Genomic DNA, 21,954 nt, shown 5'->3' with positions numbered 1-21,954 from the left:
GATTTAGAGCTGTTGTGAGTAGACGACTGTTAATTGTAGAAGACGACCCTGGCCTTCAGAGCCAAATGCGCTGGTGTTTCAGCGACGACCTTGAGGTGGCTCAGGCAGCGGACCGGGATTCCGCTATGACGGCCCTCAGGCGCATGGAACCAGACGTCATTACCCTTGATCTTGGATTACCACCGGATCCCGGCGGCGCTTCCGAGGGTTTCAGCCTGCTGGAAGATATTCTCCGGCTGTCACCACAAAGCAAGGTCATTGTCGTGACGGGGCGAGAAGACAAGGAAAACGCCGTCAAGGCCATCGGCATGGGAGCCTGCGATTTCTATCAGAAGCCTCTGGATGCCGACATTCTGACCTTTGTTGTCAATCGAGCTTTCCGGATTGCGGAGTTGGAGAAAGAAAACCGGGAACTGACCCAGCATAGAAACGGCACCAGCATTAAAGGAATTGTAGCCGCCAGCCCCCAAATGCTGGCCATCTGCAGGACACTCGAAAAGGTCGCTCCAACTGACGTCACTACGCTGATTACAGGCGAAACAGGTACCGGCAAGGAGTTGCTGGCCCGTGCGCTCCATGATCTCGGCCACAGGAGCGCCAAGCCGTTTGCAGCCATCAACTGTGCCGCCATCCCCGAGAACCTTCTGGAAAGCGAACTGTTCGGTTTCGAAAAGGGATCTTTTACCGGGGCCACCCAGAGCAAGAAAGGCAAGATCGAGAACGCTAATGGGGGCACCCTGTTTCTGGATGAGATTGGCGATATGCCGATGTCACTCCAGGCCAAGCTCCTCAGATTTCTACAAGAGCGCGTCGTCGACCGCGTGGGTTCGCTGAAGCCCATCCCCGTTGATGTCAGAGTTGTCTGCGCCACCCATCGGAATGTTCAGCAGATTATCGAACAGGGGGAATTTCGCGAAGATCTCTATTACCGGATCAGCGAAATAACACTGGATGTGCCCCCACTGAGAGAACGGGACGGCGATGCCCTGGTCATCGCTCAGTCCCTTTTGAAGAGCCTGGGCAGGCAGATGGATCGCCCCAATCTCTCCTATACAGAAGACGCCATAAGCGCCATCAATTCTTACCCCTGGCCTGGCAACGTTCGGGAAATGATCAACAAGGTGAAGCGCGCCACCATCATGGCGGATGGCAAAAGGGTGACCGCACTGGATCTTGAACTGAAACTGGGCTCAGAGGTGGAGGGCAACCAGCTCAATCTGAGACAAGTCCGGGAGACGGCCGAACGCCAGGCAATTCTCCAGGCACTGCAGAGTTGTGACTTTAATATGGCCCAGGCATCCAGGTTACTGGGGATCACCCGCCCAACACTCTATAACCTGACGGACAAATATCATATTGAGGCGCCTCAACCGGCCTCGGGAGCCTGACGCACAGGCAGGGACACCAGGACAAGAACCTAAGGAAAAGGAACAGGGCATGAAAGCAGTTATCGCAGCACGCGCCACCCTTCTCTCGGTAGCCGTAATCATTGGGCTCGCCGGTTGCGGCAACGACAACGAAATGAGCCAGGAAGAGATCCAGTATTTGAGTCACCTGGATCAATCCCGCTTTTTTCAGCGCCAGGGCGAGTTGAAGGCCAGCACACTCGAGGCCCGGAGTGCCATTGAGCTTCAGCCGACCAACCCCGATCCCTATTTCGTTATCATCAACAATCTGCTGAAAGCTGGCGATGCTGTAAACGCAGAGCGCCAACTCAACCAGCTCATGGAGGGCCTTTCCGAGCAGGCGCTGGACAGCGAAACAAAAAACCGGGCCCGACTGATCCGCGCTGAAGCTAACCTGATGCAGGGCAATTTCGATAAGGCGCTGAATAACCTGGCTGAGATATCCTCGCAGGACCGGTCGCTGGAGATGGAGACCAGTCTTTTGAAGGGCCGTGTATTACTCGCCTCAAACCGCCTGGAAGAAGCACGACAGGCCTACGAACATGCCCACTCGATCAGCAGCAGCGACGCCCTGCCCCTTGTTGGCCTGTCTCGTGTCGCCCATGCGGCAGGTAACAATGAGGCCGTGCAAGGCTACATAGAGGACGCCGAACAGGTAGACAGCGGAAATGCTGAACTCTGGCTCTGGAAGGCGCAGCTTGCCCATGAAAACGAGCAATGGCAGCTCGCGGAGGATGCTTACGTAAGGGCTCTGGAAGATATTGGTCAATATGACATCATGACCTTCCGTAAGTACGAGACCATATCAGCTCTAATCCAGGTACTTCGGGCACAGGGTAAGTCCGCAGAAGCATTCGTATACGAAGAAATCCTCGCAAAATCAGGCCCCGGCACGATCAAGAGCAACATTGCCGCCGCCCGTTATGCCTTTGAGGACGGCAACCTTGAGTCTGCCGCAGGCTATCTTGAGGAAGTGCTGACGCAAGCCCCTAACCACGAACAAAGTACTTTGATGCTGGGCATGATCCGTTTTCGCCAGGGCAAAGTTGAAGAGGCCGAGCGCCTGCTCCGGCCGATCGCCGAAATGGGCGACTCGGAAGCGGCCAGTAAACTTCTTGCTGCCGCACGCATTCAGTTACAAGACCCCGAGGAAGCACGCGACATTCTGGATCAACTCTCCGACAAGGATACTGATCCGGAGACGCTGGCCCTTATGGGGATTGCTTCACTGGCGGCAGGAGATCTGGAAGCAGGAGAGCCGCTGATTGAAACCGCCCTGTCACTTGCGCCCGACAACCATGAGCTCCGCCTGCGCTACGCTGGTTTTCTTACCCAACGCGGTCAGTTTGAAAAAGCCATTAGTGAAGCCAGCCGGATTCCCGAGAATTCAGGCTTTCATGGCCAGGCACAATTCGTAACCATCGAAGCATACATGGCCTCAGGAGACACCGACAGAGCCCTGGCAACGGCCGATGCCTGGATCAACTTGCAACCAGATAGTCCGGCGGCCTTGATCGCACGCGGTAACCTTGCCGCCAGAACCGGAAAACCTGATGAAGCCAGAAACTACTTCGAAAAGGCCCGGAGCAAAGCACCCGAGCAGCCGGCTCCGGAGCTGGCCCTGGGTAACCTCGCCTTAAGCCAACAGAATGTCGAACAGGCCAGAAGACACTTCCGTAATGCCGTTAGCCATGCCCCGGACAACCGCCAAGCCCTGCAAAGCCTTGTCGAGATCTCCGAGCCTGCAGACATCCGTGCCTATATGCGCAAGATTCTGGAGAAGCAGCCTGAAGCTACGGGGCCCAAGCTATTACTGCTTGAGGCAGCGCTGATTGAAGGCCATAACCAGGAAGCCGATGAGTTCACTGCGACGTTATTGGAGCGAACCGAAGAGAATACTCCCACCCGAGCTGAACCTCTTGTTGCAGACATTTATCATGCGGCAGCAAATAGGCTAAGTCAGAATGATAACAAAGCTCAGTCAGACGCTATCCTTGAACGAGGGCGCGCCTTGTTCCCCGAACATGAGGGGATTGCACTCCAGTCTGCTGGCGCAGCTTTTTCAGACGGCGAGCCCCAAAAGGCGCGGGAGTTGCTGCAGGAGGCGAAGAAAAATCACCCTGACTCCGGCAGGCCGTACGCTGTCGAGGGGCTATATTTCGAGGAACAGGGTGATTTTAGCCAGGCAGCCGAACTATACCGGCTTGCCTTCGACAAACAGCCGAATGCCGACATTGCCAATCGCTACTCGAAAAATTTACAACGGTCTGGCCGGAAGGACGAAGCTCTCTCCTTTCTTGAGTCCGTGACCGACACCTATCCGGACAACAGCAGGTTGCGTCTCGATTTGGCGATCCTGCAGCAGTCCAAAGGCGAACAGGAAAGCGCAAGATTGAATTATGAGAAGTTGCTTGAAGCAATTCCCGACAACCCCGTCGCGCTGAACAACCTGGCTTGGCTCTATCAGGAAACAGGAGATGAACGAGCCCTAACACTGGCTCGCAAGGCCTATGAACTGAATCCCGATAACGCATCGATAGCAGATACTTATGGTTGGATAATGCTTAAATCGGGTAAACATCAGGAAAGTATTGCCATACTGGAGAAAGCCCATGAACTTGAGCCTGACTCGGAGGAAATAGCGTTACATCTTGCAGAGGCCTACCGTGCCGTTGGCAAAAACCCCGAAGCGAGAAGAGTTCTGGAAAAATTCGGTGAGCAAGGCTAGTTTCAGGGAAGGCAAACTGCTTTAGCCGCTACAGGAATTTAAATAAAAGGATGTTATGGGCTCCACTTCCAGGTTAATCGGCCAGTATTATTGGTTGCTCTCTATTCCCTTGCTGATCTTCGGTTTTTGGGCCGAATGGCAAGATTTTGTACTTCTCTGGTACGACTCGATCATCTACAGCCATGGTTACCTGGTGCTGGCGGGCATCCTGTTTTTGCTTTATTTGAGAAGACACAAGCTGGCTACGCTTACCATTAATGGCTCCCCTCTGGCGCTCTTGCTTCTGGCTGCAGCCAGCGCAGTATTACTGTTTGCTCAAGCGGCGGACGTGAGGTTTGTTCGACTCATACTTGTCCCCGTACTCATTGTTTTGTGGGGCTGGTCGATATGGGGACGAGGTTTTCCGAAAGTTGCCGGTGGCCCAATCCTGCTGATGCTTTATGCCGCACCCATTTGGGATGATTTGTCCCCTCTTCTACAACATATTACGGTTTTTTTTAACGACATCCTTCTTAAATTCGTGGATATACAAGCCACGATAAAAGAATTCTATATTGTTCTGGACGTGGGGACCTTCTACGTCGCCGGCGGGTGCAGCGGGGTCCGCTACCTCATGGTCGGGCTTTTTCTTGCCACCTTTTACGGGCAGCTGTATTACCGCTCACACCTTTTGACCCTGCTGCTGGTTATTTTTGCCGGTCTGCTTTCCATGTTTGCAAACTGGCTGCGGGTGTTTGGTGTTATTGCAGCAGGTCATTACACCGATATGGAAACCTCACTCATCGAAAACCATGAGGCTTTCGGTTGGGGCGTTTTCATTGTCTTTACACTAATTCCGCTTTTTTACATTTCTTCGAAGCTTGAGGCTCATTTTCAAAACGATGATGATAGCGCGAAGGCGGCCATTGAACGGCCAAGGCCCCGATACACCTCCGCCGCCTGGCCTGTGATCTCATCACTGTTAATTCTATGGCCCGCCATTATACCTCTGGTAGTCGATGCCAAAACCCGGCGCGTATCCGAATCCTGGAACCCTGAACTGGTTGAAACCAATTCGGATTGGAGAGGACCTTTACCACATGCAAACATCTGGCAGCCGGAATACCAGAATTATGATATCGAGCTAAGTGGCGTATACGTTTCCAGTGATTTGAGGCAGGTACAGTTGCACATCACAGGCTACCGTCGCCAAACCCAGAACAAGGAATTGATTTATTTCGGCAATAAACTATTCAACCAAAAAAAGTGGCAGTTAGTATCGACTACAAAACGAGACTTGGCGAACCGCTATTCAGCGGCTCCAACGAGAGTCAATGAAACGATCATTCAAGATCTGAGTAACGGTTCCCAGGTTATTCTGTGGTCCTGGTACGATGTTGGGGGCGTCCTGACAGATTCGAAGATCGAAGCAAAGGTTGCAGGGGCATTAAACAAAATTTTTGGTGACAGCCGAGGCGCATTATGGGTACTCGCAGGGCGCTGTGACGGAGACAATGACTCGGACTGTGAACAACAAAGAGCTGTCTTTAATCGCTTTCTTGCCAGTACTGAGTGAAGCTCCATGTGCCAGAACCATCTGCAATTTGAGGCCATTGAACAGCACCTGTGTAAGTTTACCCAGGCGACTGTCCACCTTGCAGCAGGCAGGCTGGCTGATTCCGTCTCGTGCTACGAGCAAGAACAGCAGTTAATGCTATACGCCCTCCCAAAGCGGCAAAGGGAGTTTTACTCAGGCCGGCATTTTGCCCGAATAGCCTTGCATCGTGCAGGAATTTCATCGACCTGCCTACCCCGGGGCCCCCTTGGAAACCCAATCTGGCCAGACACTGTCGTCGGCTCGATTACTCATGACCACACGTATGGCGCTGCGGTTGTCGGATTCTATAGAGAACTGCAAGGGCTCGGTCTCGACTTGATAGAAGACCCCAGCCAGGTGACCGAAGAGCTCATCGACCAGATTATGCACCCCCATGAACAGACACTTTTGCGCTCACTTTACCCGGACCTATCGCCTGTCAGTGTTGCTTTCAGTGTCAAAGAATCGGTAGTAAAAGCCACTTCGGTTCTTGTTGGGCGTTATATGGATCTTCTTGAAATACGACTGGACTGCACGAGCCAAGGGCTCAACGCCCGCGTCAACGGCGTCCCTTGCGCTCTCCCCTGTATGGTTCTCAAAACGCAAATTGGGCTAGTAACCAGCAGCTTTTATCCCCGAAAACGCTAAGCCTCAAGCTTCACTAATCGTTTCTCCCCTTGACATTCAGGCTGACTGCCTCGAGACCAACCTTCTTGCCGACGACGTCAAGCTCGCACTACTCTTCGTGCCAAGCGGAGCAGGTTCCTCAGGAAAACACGCGCGCTACTGCGCGTGACTTCCCGTACGAAACCTGCAAGCCGGATGATCCCCGGGCGAGGATCGTCCAGCGCAAAGTTTGGCGACGCGTGAGGCCGTAACACGGAAGCGATCCAGGCGGCCGGCTTCAGCTCCCCCTGCCGCACATAGTCAACGGCCGCGTAGAAATCGTCGGGAAGGTTAACCCAGCGTCGACCGACCACATATCCGGATCGGGTTTGAGGTGTGTGTCCGAGGGCATCTTCGTATGCGGCGCCAACCAAATCAAGACCACAGTCGGCTGCGAAGCCATCCCACAACCCATACCGAGCATTGATCTCTAAAAGCTTCCAACTGCCATCCCGGTCGTCGCGCTTGAATTCCAAACCTAGGTTGCCGCGATATCCGAGCTTTTCGATGATGTCCCGAGCATGCGAGAGCAGATTGGGATCATCGACGCTTTCAACATAGCACCCCCGGCCAAAGTGGAGCGGGGCCGTGCGGAGCTTTCGCCCGACAAAGCCGCCGCACCAAGTGCCGTCCTGAGCGACGTAAGCCACAACATAGTGCAAGTTGGCGTCGGGACCAGGCACAACCTCCTGGAGAATCATATGCTCGTCGATCACGCTGAGCCGTTCGAACTCCTTGCAAAGGTGGGCGGCGTCCCGAACTAGAATGGCCTTTTGCCAACCAACCGCCGGGCCGATCTTCGGGTCCTGCCAACTACGGGACTCAACCGGCTTCAGGATCGCCGGAAAGCGTATCGAGTCGGCGACCTCACGGAGCGAATCGATGCCGTCTGGATACCATGTTGCGGGGGTAGCGACATCGTGCTCGAGACACCATGACGCAAATTGGGCTTTGTCCACGACTGTATTCACCACATGTTCAGGCGGAAGGACAAAACGGAACCGGCGGGCAAGTGCTTGGCGGTGCTTCGATAGGAACAGCACATGATCATCGTGGAGCGGAACCAGAACCGGGCGTTCATTCAGACTATCCGCCAATCTTTCAAGCTCCTCCAACAAACGAGGTTCGGAGGCGAGGTCAGGAGAAGCCGCTATCGTGGCGTAGCGCGTGGAATGAGTCCAGCGGGTACGCCAACTGTCGAGGCCAACCACCGGAATACCACGGCGCCCGAGATGACGAGCCAGAGTAAGCCCCGGAACATCCATTTCTGTGAGAACGACAGGCACTGACTGCGAGTACTTACGCCGGATCGCCCGCATGCCTCCCAGTCGACTCATTCCTGCACCGGAATTGCAGTATGAGCCGCGGCTCTGGCCACTCACCGGTTCAGTTTCAGGGCTTTCCCCGAGGGCTTGGCGCTGAACACGTTCGACTGGGCCGTCCGTGGAGATATGGGTTTTCAGCTTTTTCATTTTCTCACCCCCAATCCAAGCTTGAGTTGTGCGCCTTTGGAATACGGAGCGCCCCTAAAAGAGCCCTTTTTGTAAGCTCGCGCGAATAGCTGTGTGCTTCTTTGATGCCATCCAGTGAGAGGGACCGCAGGAAGGGGCATTGATGACCAACGAAAGGCGCAAATGCTGAACGGGTGGTAACGGTAAGGAACGGAATCGTCTTCCGAGTTCCCTTTCCGGTTAGATTAAACAAGCTCATCCTGGCTCCTCCCTGAATAATTTGCAGTTGCCCGACGCGAATTCCTTGCGGATGACCTTGGTTTTCCAAGCGCTTAAAACAATTGTTGTTTATTAAAAGTATTCCATGCTCAGGAAAGGTGCAAGCAACGTTTTGGAAAAACTACGAGTTGCGGCGACCGCGGCCCTCGTACCGACTGTAGAAGGCACCCAGACTCTGTTCATCAAAGAGTTGGCTATCTCACTCCCTGCTTCTGACGCGTAGACTCCTAGCACAACGCCCACCCCTATGCTAGCTTACATAATGTAACATCTTATTAGCACTCTGCTAGCCATAAGCTGATAGGGCCCGGCGATAGTCCCTGCCGATTCCTCGCATGAATCTCTAACAAGGAAGCCAATGAGATGAATGTCAGCAAGTCTTCTCCCGGTCAACCAAGCTTTCTCAACGCGTTTCGGAATAACGTTTTCAACGGTCCGGAAAATGGCGCTCGATGGCCAACTGAAACAAACATTAGCTTTCAGGAAATCAACCCTAACCCGCTGATGCTGCACCTCCTTCTGGCCGAACAGGGAATTGAGCATGGTAAGCCATGCTTGGTATGTCCCCTCGAAGACCAACAAAAACAAGTTTGAGAAATCGACAGGGTAGCTACTTATGAAAACCACCCCACTGCCCCACATTGACCATGCTCCCCGCCAGTTCAGTGAACTGGAGTGTACCTTCGAGACCACCGAGTCCCAGCGGGAAATCTGGCTAGCAGCACAACTCGGTAGGGAGGCCAGTGCAGCGTTCAATGAGTCAGTGTTCGTTAAGCTTCAGGGCGACCTGAATCAAGCGGCGCTGATGTCGTCACTGGCAACGCTTTGGCATCGCCACGACGCAATACGTGGTCGCTTCAACGACGATGGCCGGGAAATGGCCGTATACAAAGACCGCCCTGCCCCCATTCAGGTTCACGACTACTTGTCGATGACACCAGGCACAAAGCAGGAACAACTTGAAGCTTTGGCTCACGAAGTTGTCGTCCAAGCATTCGACCTTCTGAATGGTCCCCTCGCCAGATTTGATGTCATCCGGTTCGACGAAACTGACACTCGAATACTTCTCACATTGCATCAATCAGTGTGTGATGGCTGGTCACTTTATGCATTGGCCAGTGAGCTGGGTGAACTTTACTCATCCGAATGTGGGCCGTCGACGTCAGCGCCACTGGAAACGCCTCCGTCATTTAGCGTTTATGCCGAGTGGGCGCGCAGCGAGGAGGTTCTGCCACTGCGGGAGCAGAGCCTTAACTATTGGGCCGAGCGTTTTTCCAGTGGCATTCCAAGCCTCGACTTACCCTACGACAGACCGCGGCCATTACATCGACGTTTCGATGCCTGCCACTTGGACAAGAATCTGCCTTTCAGCCTTGTGAATGAACTCAAGCGACTGTCCGCCGAAAACAACATCCCAGTCACCACAAGCCTGATTGCAGCATTTGCTGCCTATCTCTATCGGATTTCCGGCTGCACGGACGTCGTTCTGGGCATTCCCTTTGCTGGCCAAAGGGTAAAAGAAGAACGTAATCTGGTAGGGCAATGTGTCAACATTATTCCGCTCTACATTTCCGTCGAGGAACAGGACTCTTTCAAGTCACTGCTTCAGCGCACGCAACAGTGCATGCTGGAGGCTTTCGAACATCAGTATGTCACCTTAAGCACAATAATGCGGACTCTGGGGAAATCCCCTGACCGGTCAGAACCATCTCCAGTATCGGTTCTGTTCAATGTGAATCAGTCCAGTGGATCTGATTTCCATTTCTCCGGTCTGGATGCACACTTTGAATCCAATCCCCGCGCCTTCGAGAATTTTGACCTGAATCTGAATATCACCCTGCAGGATCAGTCTGCGGTGATGGAGTGCACACACAACCTCCAGCTCTGGAATACGGACACAATGGATCGCCGCATGGATGAGCTGTTGTTGCTTATACGAGGCATCCTGGCGGATCCGGATAGCGAATTAAGCCAACTCAAACTGATACGTGACAGTGATCTGGCGCTCTATCGCTCTGAATGGAACGCCGTCAATCGGCCCTACGATCTCAAGACCAAAAGTCTGCATGGGCTGATTGAATCAGCCGTGGACCAATTCCCCGATAACACCGCCCTGGTATTTGAAGGTAATCAGCTTCGCTACCGGGAGCTGGACGCAAAGGCCAACCAACTTGCACACTGGTTGATTGAACAGGGCGTGGGCGCTGAAACAATTGTTCCGATTCTGATGGATCGGTCCATGGAAATGCTGATTGCCATCAACGGTGTTCTGAAGGCCGGGGGCGCCTATCTGCCTCTGGATCCGGAGCATCCATACGATCGCCTGGCCTTTATCATAGACGAGGTACAGGCCGGCTTCGTTCTGACCCAGTCCGTTCTGCAGGATCGGGTACCGGAAATCGGCAAAGCCATCCCTATTGACGGAAATGGAATAGACCTCAGCAAGTACCACGACACACGACCAGACATTGCCATCTCGCCGGATCAGCTCGCCTATGTGATGTATACATCTGGTTCCACTGGCCAACCCAAGGGCGTCATGCTGGAACACCGGTCCATCTGCAATCACATGTTATGGATGCTGGATACCTTTCCCCTTGATGGCTCCGACGCCGTCATGCTCAAAACGCCCTATACCTTCGACGTCTCACTCTGCGAGCTGTTTTTACCATTAATGACCGGCAGTGAACTCGTGATTGCCCGGCCCGGTGGACATAAAGACCCCGATTATCTGATTGCTCTAATTAACCAGCACCAAATCACTCACATTCATTTTGTCCCGTCCCTGGCTTACCTGTTCCTCAACGCCTGCCACCAGACTCAATGTCCCAGCCTTCGCCGCTTTCTGCTGACGGGAGAGGCTGTCAGTACCGAGCTGGAGAACCGATTTAAAGAAGCTTTTCCAGAAGCAGAGTGTTGGAACCTGTACGGCCCGACGGAGGCCGCCGTGCACGCCAGCAGTTGGCTGTGTGGCCAGGAGAACTCTGAACATACGGTGCCGATAGGCAGGGCTCTGCCGAATACCCGGCTTTATGTCGTCGACAACCGGATGAACCTGGTTCCACCGGGACTGGTCGGTGAATTGTTAATCGGCGGCGTGCAAGTTGCGAGAGGGTACATCAATCGCCCGGAACTGACGGCCGAAAGGTTCGTGGATGACCCTTTTTCAGAAGAAGCATTCAAGGCCTATCACACCGGGGATCTGGTAAAAATGCGGTCTGATGGCGTGCTGGAATACATCGGCCGGAACGACTTCCAGGTCAAGGTCAGGGGCTTGCGAATTGAACTCGGGGAAATTGAATCCACTATATTACGTTATCCGGGTATCACGCAGGTTGCAGTACTTGCCAGGGAAGATCGAGACAAGGACCAGCGACTGGTCGCCTATATTGTCGCCGATAGGGAATTGACAAACTCGTTACCCGACCTGAAAGCGCATATTAGTCAGGCCCTGCCCGACTACATGATGCCCCAACACTTTATTCAACTGACTACGCTGCCCCTGATTTCAAGTGGCAAGGTTGACCGTAAAGCCCTGCCCGCGCCCGACCTTACTGCGACTACCGGCCCTGACTATGCAGCCCCGGAGACCCAACTGGAATCGGAACTGAGTCAGCTCTGGTCCGATGTTCTCGGACTATCAAAGGTCAGTGTCACCGCTGACTTCTTTGATATGGGCGGGCATTCTCTCCTTGGGACTCAGATGCTGGCCCAGGTCAACAGCCAGTATGGCGTCACTCTAGGCCTGGGTAAGCTGTTCGAGGCAAGCACGGTTCGCGCCATGGCTGAATTGATCAGGCAATCAACGGTAAGCGAGGAACGTTCCCCCACCCTCTCGCCCAGACCAAAGGACGCAGTGGTATATGCAACGCCACAGCAGCAAGTCTGGTACCTGTACGAGAAAATTTCGCCGGAAGCTTACGCTTTCAACCTACCGGCCGTATTCCGCCTCCAGGGCGACCTGGATATTCCCGCCCTGGAAAAGGCCGTACGGACTATCCTGAGACGCCACGAGATCTTGCGTGCCAACTTTGTCAATACCGATGGCCAAATACAAATCCTGGTTAATGATTCACGGTCCATCAGTCTGACGCCAAAACCACTGTCAGAGTATGGGATCAGTGATATCGAGTATCTTGAAGCCGCGCTTCGGGCCGACGTTGCTACCGGATTTGATATTGAATCCGAGCCGCTCTTCAGAGCCCGCTTGATCCGGGCCGTTGAGGACGACCACATTCTCTTCTTGCTGGTTCACCATCTGGTGTTTGATGGCTGGTCATTTGACCTGTTACTGAAAGAAATGTGCACACTCTACAACGCGTATTCCAAAGGTCTGGAAAACCCGCTGGCTCCTCTGCCGGTGCAGTTTCAGGATTATGCGTACTGGCAACAGGAATGGCTGCAGAGCCAGGCCATGGACAGCCATTTAACCTATTGGAAAGAAATATTGAGCGGTGATCTGCCCATTCTGAACCTGCCGCTTGATTTTGAGCGGCCTTACGCTCAACCTCACCGTTCAAAAGGCGTTAAGTTCCATATCAACCAAACCGCTGTCAAAGCACTGGAATCTCTTGCGTTACGTCATCAGACCACCTTTTTTATGGTGTTGATGGCTTTGTACGTACTGATGCTTCATCGCTTCAGCCGCCAATCAGACCTGATTGTCAACGTGCCTGTTTACGCAAGACACCAAGAAGAACTGAGCGGCCTGATGGGACCGTTTATCAACGTTCTGGTGTGCCGCTTCAGGCTGACAACAGACCAGTCATTTGGCGACCTGGTTCAAAACGTCAAGGAAACGGTTCTGGGGGCCATGGATCATCAGGATGTCCCCTTTGGAACACTTGTGCGGGAGATCAACCCTCCTCGCGACACCTCTAGGAACCCCATTGCCCAGACGTTATTCAACTACCAGGATGTGCGTAACCGTCAGGACCAGATGGACGGCATTCAACTCTCCCAGATCAACCTAGATCGTACCGGAGTGGAAACTGACCTGGACGTCTGGTTCGAACGAAAAGCCCAGGGGATCGAAGCCGGTTTCGAGTACCCTGTAGCGTTATTTCAACAGGAAACCATTGATGCTTTCGTTGCAAGTTTCAAAGACAGTATCCAAGCGCTTACTGAAAAGCAGGATGCCGTCAATATCAAAGAGCTGGTAACCGCAAGCCAGGAAGAACTGGACAAAATAACCACTTGGAACAGCACCTCACATGATTGGCCTTTCGGGCAAGGCTTTCTCTCGGAGTTCCAAAGCCAGGTCGCCAGACATCCAGACAAATCAGCCTGTCGCTCAGGCGAGGCTAGCTACAACTTTAGTCAGTTGAATCAGCGAGCGAATCAACTGGCACGGTACTTCGCTGACAAAGGGATTCAGAGCGGCGACATCGTAGCGCTCCTGCTTGAACGCAACGTCGACCTTCCGGCAACGATCATTGGACTCTGGAAGTTGGGCGCGGCTTATGTCCCTCTTGATCCCTCCTATCCACAAGAACGTATCAAGGCCATCCTGGAAGTCGCTCAGGCCAAATATCTGATATCGTATTCAAGCTATCAAGGGGCCCTGCCCGCACATGGCGGCACCACGGTGTTCATGGATGCGGATGCCGGGGATATAGCCCGCCTCGACGACAGCGACGTCACATTGTCGTTGCATCCAGACCAACTGGCCTACGTTATATTCACCTCCGGCTCCACAGGCGTCCCAAAGGGCGTTGAGATAAGCCATGGAGCACTGCATAACTTCCTCAAAGCCGTGTCCGAAACGCCGGGGCTCAACGAAAATGATCGGTTGCTTGCCATCACGACATTGGCATTTGATATCTCCTTGCTGGAACTGTTTCTGCCGTTGACGGTGGGAGCCACTTTGGTTATCGCGTCTTCTGCTCAGAGCATCGACCCATATCAGCTAAATTCCCTACTTGAACGCCACAGTATCACAACGTTGCAAGCCACCCCTGCAACCTGGCGGCTTCTGGTGAATAGCGGGTTTCATACCGAACCATCACTCAAGGGATTGGTCGGAGGCGAGAAGTTACCCGCCGACCTTGCCGAACAGCTCATAACCAAGGGTGTCGAACTATGGAACATGTATGGCCCGACAGAAGCGACTGTCTGGACCAGCTGCTATCATGTCATCGCCGGCACCGAAGGGGCGCTGCCGCGAATTCTGATAGGACGGCCACTAGCTAACACCCAGCTGCATATTCTGGACGCACAGGGCAACACACTACCGATTGGCGTGTTCGGAGAACTCTGTATTGGTGGCGCCGGCCTAGCCAATGGCTACCGGTGCAACCCCGAACAGACGGCCGAGCGTTTTGTCCAACCTTCCAACAATCAGCGTGTTTACCGCACGGGAGATTGGGCCCGCTGGACATTGGATGGTCAGGTGGAGTTTGGAGACCGTATCGATAACCAGGTCAAAATTCGGGGCTATCGGATAGAGCTTGAAGAAATCGAAATCAATCTTCGCACTCACCCTGCAATCGTCGATACGGCAGTGGTGGTGCAAAGTTTCGGCCCAGATGACCAGAGACTGACAGCCAATATTGTGTACTCCGGGCAGACGCGGCCCACCAGTAGTGAACTGCGCAAGTTCCTGCGCCGGTACTTACCGGACTATATGATTCCCCAGCACTTTGCCGCACAGGACAAATTACCGTTACTGCCCTCAGGAAAAGTGAATCGCAAGTTGCTCGCACAATCAGGCAGCACTCCGGCGACCAATCAAGTTTCCCACCGTGCTCCAACGGATACTGAGGCGCAGTTGATGTCAATTTGGAAAGTGATGCTCAAGCGCGACGATGTAGCCCTGGACGATCAGTTCCTGGACGTCGGAGGGCATTCCCTTCTGGCGCTCAAAGTCATTGTCGACGTTGAAAAAGCGTTTGGAGTACGGCTTATGCCCCAGGATTTGTGGGTCAACACGCTGGAGCAATTAGCTAAACTTATTGATCAGAAGCGACCGGCGCCGAACAGCGATCACAACATGGCGCCAGAGAAAAAAAACAAGGCTCCCCGAAGGAACATTTTCAAACGGCTTTTCGGTTCCCTGTAACCGACAGCGTTAACATTCAAGGATTGGTTTAACATCGGCTGAGCCGTGGTAGGTCTAGGAGCGGGTAACTATTGGAAGCATTTTACTTTGGACCATCTGAAAGCTATTTGCTTGGGGTTTTCCACCCCCGGCAAAGCACGACCCGAAATGAAGCTGTCGTCCTGTGCAACCCTTTTGGACAGGAATATTTGAGGGCTCACAAATCCATGCGCCGATTGGCTGTCAATTTATCCCAACTCGGATATTCCGTGCTCAGATTCGACTACCGGGGAACCGGTGACTCAGCCGGAGACCTGACAGGGGTAACGGCTGACGACTGGGTAGAAGACGTTGAATATGCGATCCAGGAGGCTGTCGACATGGCCGCCGTGCCCAAAGTTGCATTAATAGGCCTGCGCCTGGGCGCTTTAGTTGCAGCAAAAGCCGCAAAGAATAACAATCAGGTGTCCCGACTGCTAATGTGGGACCCGATAGTGGATGGATCGTCTTACCTGCACGATATCAGATCCACTGTCCTAGAAGCTCAAAATCAAGGTAGCCGGTCACGAATCCTTGAACCTGATGGTACCCTTCACTTCAACGGTTTTTCCATGCCGGTACCATTTCAGGAAACTCTTTCAAACCTGCGGCTGAATGACTTGGCTACGACTGTATCAGTACCAATCGCCCAGATTGTGTCCCACGAAACCGAAGCATTTACCTCCCTGAGCTACCAACTGTCCGAACGAACTGACTTTTACTATGAACTGGCACCGGCCCCTCATGACTGGAATTACGTAGATCATGTCGGTGGCATCCTTTGGCCAAAACCGGTGATTGACGCCATTGCGACGTATTTTGATCGACGGGGGGTTAATGCGTAAGGAGAGGCCATGCGCGAACAAGTAGTCATGGTCGGTGATGACCTTCCTTTGGTTGGAGTCCTCACCGAGCCCGATCCGGAAAAGATGTCAGCACCAGATACTGCTGTCATCCTGCTGAATTCAGGTGTCATACATCGCGTGGGCTCCTGCAGGCTGTCAGTTACGCTGGGTCGTAACTTGTCTGAACGTGCAGGGCTCGCCACTTTTCGATTCGACTTTTCCGGCATTGGAGACAGCGAAGCGCGCCGAGGCACCTTAACCGCTGCGCAGGCAGCGGTAGAAGAAGTTCAGGAGGTCATGGACTACCTGAATCAATGGAAGCAGTTTGACCGTTTCATACTCTATGGATTGTGTTCGGGAGCCTTCGCGTCATACCGCACAGCTCTCAGCGACGAAAGGGTCATCGGCACAGTGCAGCTTGACGGGTACTGCTACCAAACCTGGAAGAGCTACATGCTGCACTATGCACCCAGGGTTCTCTCACCAGCTCGTTGGTACCAGTTTGTATTACGCAAGCTTGGTTTAATTAAGCTTAGAAAGGGTGCAGAAGTCTCAGGTATTGAGGAGCGTTACTTTGAAGTACCGAATTTTGCTGGCTATCCACCCCGGCAAGAAGTGAAGCAGGGCCTTCGAGAGCTGAACGATCGTGGTTTGAGTATGCTCTATGTGTTCTTCGGGAATGAATACTACAAATACCAGAAACAGTTCGAGGACTGCTTTAAGCCCGTTGTCTTCGGCGACAACCTGACAGTGATTCACTATCCTCACGCTACGCATATTCTCTCCGAGCCTGAAGACAGAAAAGCCGTTGTCGAGTCTATTTCAGACTGGGCTCAGGATCTGATCAAACGCACTCAGCGTCCCTTCCGCAATGGAAGCGAGACCGGATACAGGGTATCCCTATGCGCCAGCAACGAAACTCCTGACTAGCCGCCTACAGCCATGTAAAACGAGGCTAATCCCCCGTCATAATAATATGACCGGTCATTTGGCGGGAAAGACCTCCGTGTACAGATCGCTTGCCATTCAGCCCCTTTTAATTGAATAAAAAATAATCAGATATAATCACAAAAACTAGCCTCCACCTTTGAATATTGCCGGTATATGCCATGCTTAGGAAAGGTGGATTCAAACCAGTCATATCAAATTCAATTGTCGCCGAGGGTGCTGTCATGGTTAGACCGAACACGGTGGTACTTCTGTCTATAGCTGGCTCCCTGCTTGCGGGTTGTGCGTCCCGAGCACCGCTCGATATCGAAGACCTGCCTCCAACTGCTGCTGGTGATTCCTTCGAGCACATCATCGATAACAGCGATGTTGCTTTCTACACCACAGGGAGTTGGAAAAGCTCTACCGCATCGCCGGGCTATGAAGGCCAGAATTACTTAGCTGCCCCCTCTGGAAGTGGCGACAGCGTTGCAACCTGGAATCTCAATATTATTAAGACCTTTGACGTTTTTGCGAAATGGACGTCGCATCCCAATAGAGGTTCAAGCGTTACATACGTCATTCATCACCTGGATTCAGCTGACAATCTCGTGACGGATACCGTCACCGTTGATCAGCGCGCAAACGGAGGACAATGGTTCAAGCTGGGCACCTATCGCATGTCCGCCCTCACCGGACGAGTAACTGTCAACGACAATACAGACGGATACGTCATAGCTGATGCAATCCTCTTCAGGGAGGTGGGCGTATCAGCAGTCGAAGAGGGGCAAGATACCGATGGTGATGGCCTCCCGGACGAATGGGAAACCATGTATGGATTGGATCCGAATGATCCATCGGATGCGTCTCTTGACAAAGATGGGGATGGCGTCAGCAATCAGGATGAATTTCTGTTGCTGACCGACCCGACCAACCCTGATTCTGACGGCGATGGCATACCAGATGGCTGGGAGGTTCAGTACGGGCTGGATCCGACCGTTGAAGACGCTTCCGCAGATTCTGACGGTGATGGCCAAAGCAACTATAAAGAATATCAGTCAAGTACCGATCCAAACGACAGCACTAGTGTGAGCTCAACCGGTTCTGTATTGCTAACGTGGGATACTCCCACTACGAGAACTGATGGAACCACGTTGGCCGAAGAGGAGATCGCACAATATGAAATTTCATACCGGAAAAACGTCTCGCCACATGAAGTCCTGATTGACAACGAATCCGAAGTGTTCGTTTCCTATGGCAGTGGCGGATTTGATTCGAGCAGCACCAGCGGGTACATAGGTAACAACTACTTCACCATGCCGGCAGGCTCAGGTGAAATCTCTGCTGAATGGAGTGCTTATAATCTGGTCGCCGGAAACGTGTACGACTTGCACGCCAACTGGACCTCTCACCCCAACCGGGGATCAAATGTACAGTATGAATACACTTACATCGACAATAACCAGTCAACAGTTGTTGCAAACACCGTAGTGGACCAGCGAGCAAATGGCGGATCTTGGCAAAAACTGGCCAGCTTTGAGGTGGCTGATCCCACGGTAACCATAAGGATCGACAACAATGCTGATGGATATGTCATAGCAGACGCTGTCAGGCTCACCCGGGTCCCATCTGAAGAGCAACTCATCGTTGTTGAACGCAGCGACAACAACAGTTATTTAATTGAAGGTCTATCTGCGGGCGAATGGCATTTCAAGATCAGAGCGGTTGATTTAGATGGACTGAAGAGTGAATACTCGGAAGTTAAAATACGTCAGGTTGAATAAAATGGACGTAAGACAGCTACAAATGCGGGTTTCCCCTTCTGGAAGCCCGCTTGAATTTTAGAAGCGGGATGCCTTTTTCTTTTTGTAATCGATAATGAATATGCCCAGTAATCCTAAGCAGAAAAGAGCGATTGCATCTGACTCAGGAACTTCCACAAAAGAATGTAAACTGCCAGAAATATCGGCTTCGATGCTCTCGCCTGTTTCAGGATTAATCATTGCCCAGAAATTAAAACTAATTCGTCCGGAGTCCACCTCGCCAGGGTTTATCCACCCATTTTCCTTTACCAACCGGTCGTCCTCTGAAAAACTCTCATCCCCCGACAAATCAGAACCAAAAATCTGAATGTAAATATCCCGGGCATCAATAGCCCCCATGCTGCCGATTGGGGGGCTCAAGTATGAAGAGGAGCCTCCGGTAAGGAATCGCTCCCTCGAATTGTCCCCAGCATAATAAAAGGCTGACGTATCTTGCTCTTCAAATAGCCAGCCCCCGATATTGCCGAAGAAACTCACCCCATGGGAGCCACTGTCCAGGAGCCAGATGTTCATACTGATACGAAAGTCATCACCTACCGAGATATCCCGAAGGTAGTTTGCCGCAGTATCAGGCCCATCGACTGTACCTCGAAGATCATAAGTCCAGATCGTACTGGCAAACGCACTGATTGGAACAAAAAGCGCCAGGAAAGCGACGATGAAACGCATGATGATCTCCCTATCCGTTAAAGTATATGATTTCAAGCAATCTGCGGGCCCAAGACAGGAACTTCCTTTCTCAATAGGGGCATCCGTTGTCGTACGATAATCCAGAGTTGATTAATAATGGTAGGCTGTAAATAATTCGGACATCGGATCCGGAAGAATAAATTCCAGTCTCAGACAGCACACTCGTCTTTCAAGACATTAACAACCCGGGTTATGTCTGAATCACTCACATCGCAGTGGCATGGGAGAGTGAGCAACCGAGAAGCAAAATCATGAGCCACAGGCAAGTCCGTGCCAATTAACGCCTGGTCAACCCCACCGATATAGGGCAAAGCCACCTCATACAAGGCATTTGCGCCAATTCCCGAGGCATTAAGCGCTTTCCACACCTTGTTGCGCGTCACCATGTCAGGAGCCAGAACACCAAAACGAATTCTGGGATTGCTGTCCGCAAGACCAAACTCGCCATAGGTTCGGGTATCCAGTAATCGCCATCCCTGCTGCTCAAGGAATTGCAGTTCCCGAGTGTAGCGATGGTACAGCAGTGGCCGAGACCAGTAATCCCGAATGCCGGCATTCAGAAGGCTGAGCGAGAGGTCGAGCCGAGAAATCGACTTAAGCTCATTGAATCTTGTTCTGCCAACATCCATGAAAGGTAGTTTTTCCAGAATCCAGAACCCGTACCTGGTTAATAACAAATTGAAAATAAATCTCTTAAGGTACCAACCCCACCCAATGGTCTGTGGCAGCTTAGGAAATTGCAGAAGAACATCCCTGAGCTCAGCCGAAAGGTTCTTCCGATAAAGCAATGCCCCGCCTCCCATCAGATTAATGGGTTTGCCCCGACCAAAGCTCAGAACCACAAGATCGGCCAAAGGCTTCTCGGTGCTAAACGGGGGGAAACACTGAGCCGAATCCTCAATCAAAAAAATACTCTTCTCCCGACAGATCTCGGCCAGTAACGACAGACGTTCAGGAATACCCAGAAGCCCTACACCAACCACTGCTACTGTCGAATCAGTTATCGACTTGCGAACAAGCGTATCATCCATAAATGGGGTATCTGGCAAGAGGTCTACCAAAACCGGAGTAGCGTCAAGCGCGAGAATTGCTGCAATCAAATCGGGACAACCGTAACCAGGTATGATCACCTCTGGTTGCTCGACCTTGCTGTTACCCGCTACAGCTATACTCACAGCCATTGCCAGGGCTTCTGTACCTGAGGCAGTGTATTCAGCTACGTAGAACCTCTCCCAGGGCAACGACATGACAGAAGAGGTCGGCAGTGGCACTCGACTTCCAACGGGCCTTAACTTTCCAGACATTCTACGCCGCCTTCAGCATAATCAACGTTGCGATGGTGCCCATACAGTCATCCTGTGTCCCGAAACAAAGCTGACGCTAGCGTGTGCAACGGCAAGGTTAACCTGGACAAAAAAATAGGGGATTTTCACAACGGTAAAGTTACGCAATTCTGGATAACCGTGCCCGGCAAGGGCTAATCCATAGAAAACTGACTGTATGGCAAAAACCACCGAATAAATAAACCCATTAACTGAGAGCATCAGCGATATAACATACAAAACAACCTGAAACCATGGTGCTGCCCAGCGCATTACTTTGTGGCCGAAAACCTGGAAGGCAAAAAGACCAAATGTTGCCGGATTCAGTACATCCGGATGACGGCTCAGTGCAGTCAGCCCCCGGATAATGGTTCTTACCTTGCGCTGATATTCCTTGGCCGCATCCGACACGTCCGTGTAATACCCAAATACATTGGGTGCGGTGACGGCGACCATCCCACGGCGGGCACAACTCAGCGCGGTATTAAAATCACTGGGAGAATATATATCCCATTCATCGCAAACGGATCTGCGTGCCGCAAAGAATGAGCCACTCAGGCCCACCAACCCGGCTTTCTTTGATTCCAGTCCCCGCAGCCACATCTCGTAACGCACATATGCGCCTTCGCCCGCGACAATCCCATCACGGCTGATAAAACGGTCTTCACTGGAGACAGCTCCCACCGCCGGATCGTCAAAATATCGAACCATTCGGCCAATGGCGTCCTCAGGGATAGACGTCGCTACATCCGAAAACACCAGTATGTCACCGGTTGCACAGGATATAGCCTGCAACTGTGCGTACTCCTTGCCCTTACGCTCCTCTGCCCTGGCGAGTTTCACTCCTCGGGTACCGTATTCCTTTACGATCTGATCCGTGCTGTCGGTGGACGCATCAGAGGCAATCAGAATCTCCAGGTTGCGGTAATCCAGTGCGAGACAATTCTCTATCTTTTCCCGGATCCGACCCTCCTCATTATGGGCAGTCACAATGAGTGTGACCCGAGGAGAGCACAGTCCTGAGGGCTGAACGTCCTTACTACCCCTGCGAGAAGGAAAAAGCGACAGAATCAACGGATAGAGAAAATAACTGAAGGCTGCCCCTAGAAGCGAAAGCCAGAATACGATAATGAGCATCATGTTCTTTCCTTAAACATCAGACA

13 protein-coding genes are annotated in these 21,954 nt (G+C 52.5%); 9 read left to right on the top strand and 4 right to left on the bottom strand.

All coding sequences use genetic code 11. The annotated features are described in order from the left end of the window. Positions 1-14 precede the first annotated feature (14 nt). Genes prsR through Q0Y21_RS18470 form a run of 4 tightly spaced genes read left to right on the top strand, consistent with a single transcriptional unit; the run spans position 15 to position 6,358 of the window. Positions 15-1,388 (top strand): PEP-CTERM-box response regulator transcription factor, encoded by a 1,374-nt coding sequence (prsR, locus tag Q0Y21_RS08790; RefSeq protein WP_297793925.1) that lies wholly within the window; start codon positions 15-17, stop codon positions 1,386-1,388. 49 nt (positions 1,389-1,437) lie between these two features. Further along, the gene (locus Q0Y21_RS08785) at positions 1,438-4,134 is read left to right on the top strand and encodes a tetratricopeptide repeat protein (protein ID WP_297793922.1); all 2,697 of its coding nucleotides are present in this window, start codon (positions 1,438-1,440) and stop codon (positions 4,132-4,134) included. 55 nt (positions 4,135-4,189) lie between these two features. Further along, a complete protein-coding gene (gene xrtA / locus Q0Y21_RS08780; protein ID WP_297793920.1) occupies positions 4,190-5,689 on the top strand; it encodes an exosortase A in 1,500 nt (499 codons plus the stop codon). A gap of 6 nt (positions 5,690-5,695) precedes the next feature. After that, entirely contained in the window at positions 5,696-6,358 is a 663-nt protein-coding gene (locus tag Q0Y21_RS18470) for a 4'-phosphopantetheinyl transferase superfamily protein (RefSeq protein ID WP_366517664.1), read from the top strand. Between the two features lie 77 nt (positions 6,359-6,435). On the opposite strand, the gene Q0Y21_RS08775 is transcribed toward Q0Y21_RS18470, so the two are convergent. Then, entirely contained in the window at positions 6,436-7,848 is a 1,413-nt protein-coding gene (locus Q0Y21_RS08775) for a hypothetical protein (RefSeq protein ID WP_297793917.1), read from the bottom strand. Between the two features lie 621 nt (positions 7,849-8,469). Here Q0Y21_RS08775 and Q0Y21_RS08770 point away from each other — a divergent pair. The 5 genes from Q0Y21_RS08770 (at position 8,470) to Q0Y21_RS08750 (ending at position 18,740) form a co-directional block, all read left to right on the top strand. Further along, the gene (locus tag Q0Y21_RS08770) at positions 8,470-8,700 is read left to right on the top strand and encodes a hypothetical protein (RefSeq protein WP_297793914.1); all 231 of its coding nucleotides are present in this window, start codon (positions 8,470-8,472) and stop codon (positions 8,698-8,700) included. 22 nt (positions 8,701-8,722) lie between these two features. After that, positions 8,723-15,166: a non-ribosomal peptide synthetase gene (locus Q0Y21_RS08765; RefSeq protein WP_297793911.1), complete on the top strand. Its 6,444-nt coding sequence runs from the start codon at positions 8,723-8,725 to the stop codon at positions 15,164-15,166. Between the two features lie 71 nt (positions 15,167-15,237). Beyond that, positions 15,238-16,029, top strand: a complete 792-nt coding sequence (locus tag Q0Y21_RS08760; protein WP_297793908.1) for an alpha/beta hydrolase — start codon at positions 15,238-15,240, stop codon at positions 16,027-16,029. Positions 16,030-16,038: 9 nt separating this feature from the next. After that, positions 16,039-16,959, top strand: a complete 921-nt coding sequence (locus tag Q0Y21_RS08755; protein ID WP_297793906.1) for a hypothetical protein — start codon at positions 16,039-16,041, stop codon at positions 16,957-16,959. A 242-nt stretch (positions 16,960-17,201) separates the two neighbouring features. Beyond that, entirely contained in the window at positions 17,202-18,740 is a 1,539-nt protein-coding gene (locus tag Q0Y21_RS08750; RefSeq protein WP_297793903.1) for a hypothetical protein, read from the top strand. 57 nt (positions 18,741-18,797) lie between these two features. Here the strand turns inward: Q0Y21_RS08750 and Q0Y21_RS08745 are convergent, their stop codons facing one another. The 3 genes from Q0Y21_RS08745 to Q0Y21_RS08735 form a co-directional block, all read right to left on the bottom strand. Then, positions 18,798-19,448 (bottom strand): hypothetical protein, encoded by a 651-nt coding sequence (locus tag Q0Y21_RS08745; RefSeq protein ID WP_297793900.1) that lies wholly within the window; start codon positions 19,446-19,448, stop codon positions 18,798-18,800. Positions 19,449-19,618: 170 nt separating this feature from the next. Continuing rightward, entirely contained in the window at positions 19,619-20,740 is a 1,122-nt protein-coding gene (locus Q0Y21_RS08740) for a DegT/DnrJ/EryC1/StrS family aminotransferase (RefSeq protein WP_297793896.1), read from the bottom strand. Between the two features lie 54 nt (positions 20,741-20,794). After that, a complete protein-coding gene (locus Q0Y21_RS08735; protein WP_297793893.1) occupies positions 20,795-21,931 on the bottom strand; it encodes a glycosyltransferase family 2 protein in 1,137 nt (378 codons plus the stop codon). Positions 21,932-21,954: the final 23 nt, after the last annotated feature.

The sequence above is a fragment of the uncultured Marinobacter sp. genome, assembly GCF_947259545.1.
Lineage (GTDB): Bacteria > Pseudomonadota > Gammaproteobacteria > Pseudomonadales > Oleiphilaceae > Marinobacter.
This window is presented reverse-complemented; position numbering and strand designations above follow the sequence as displayed.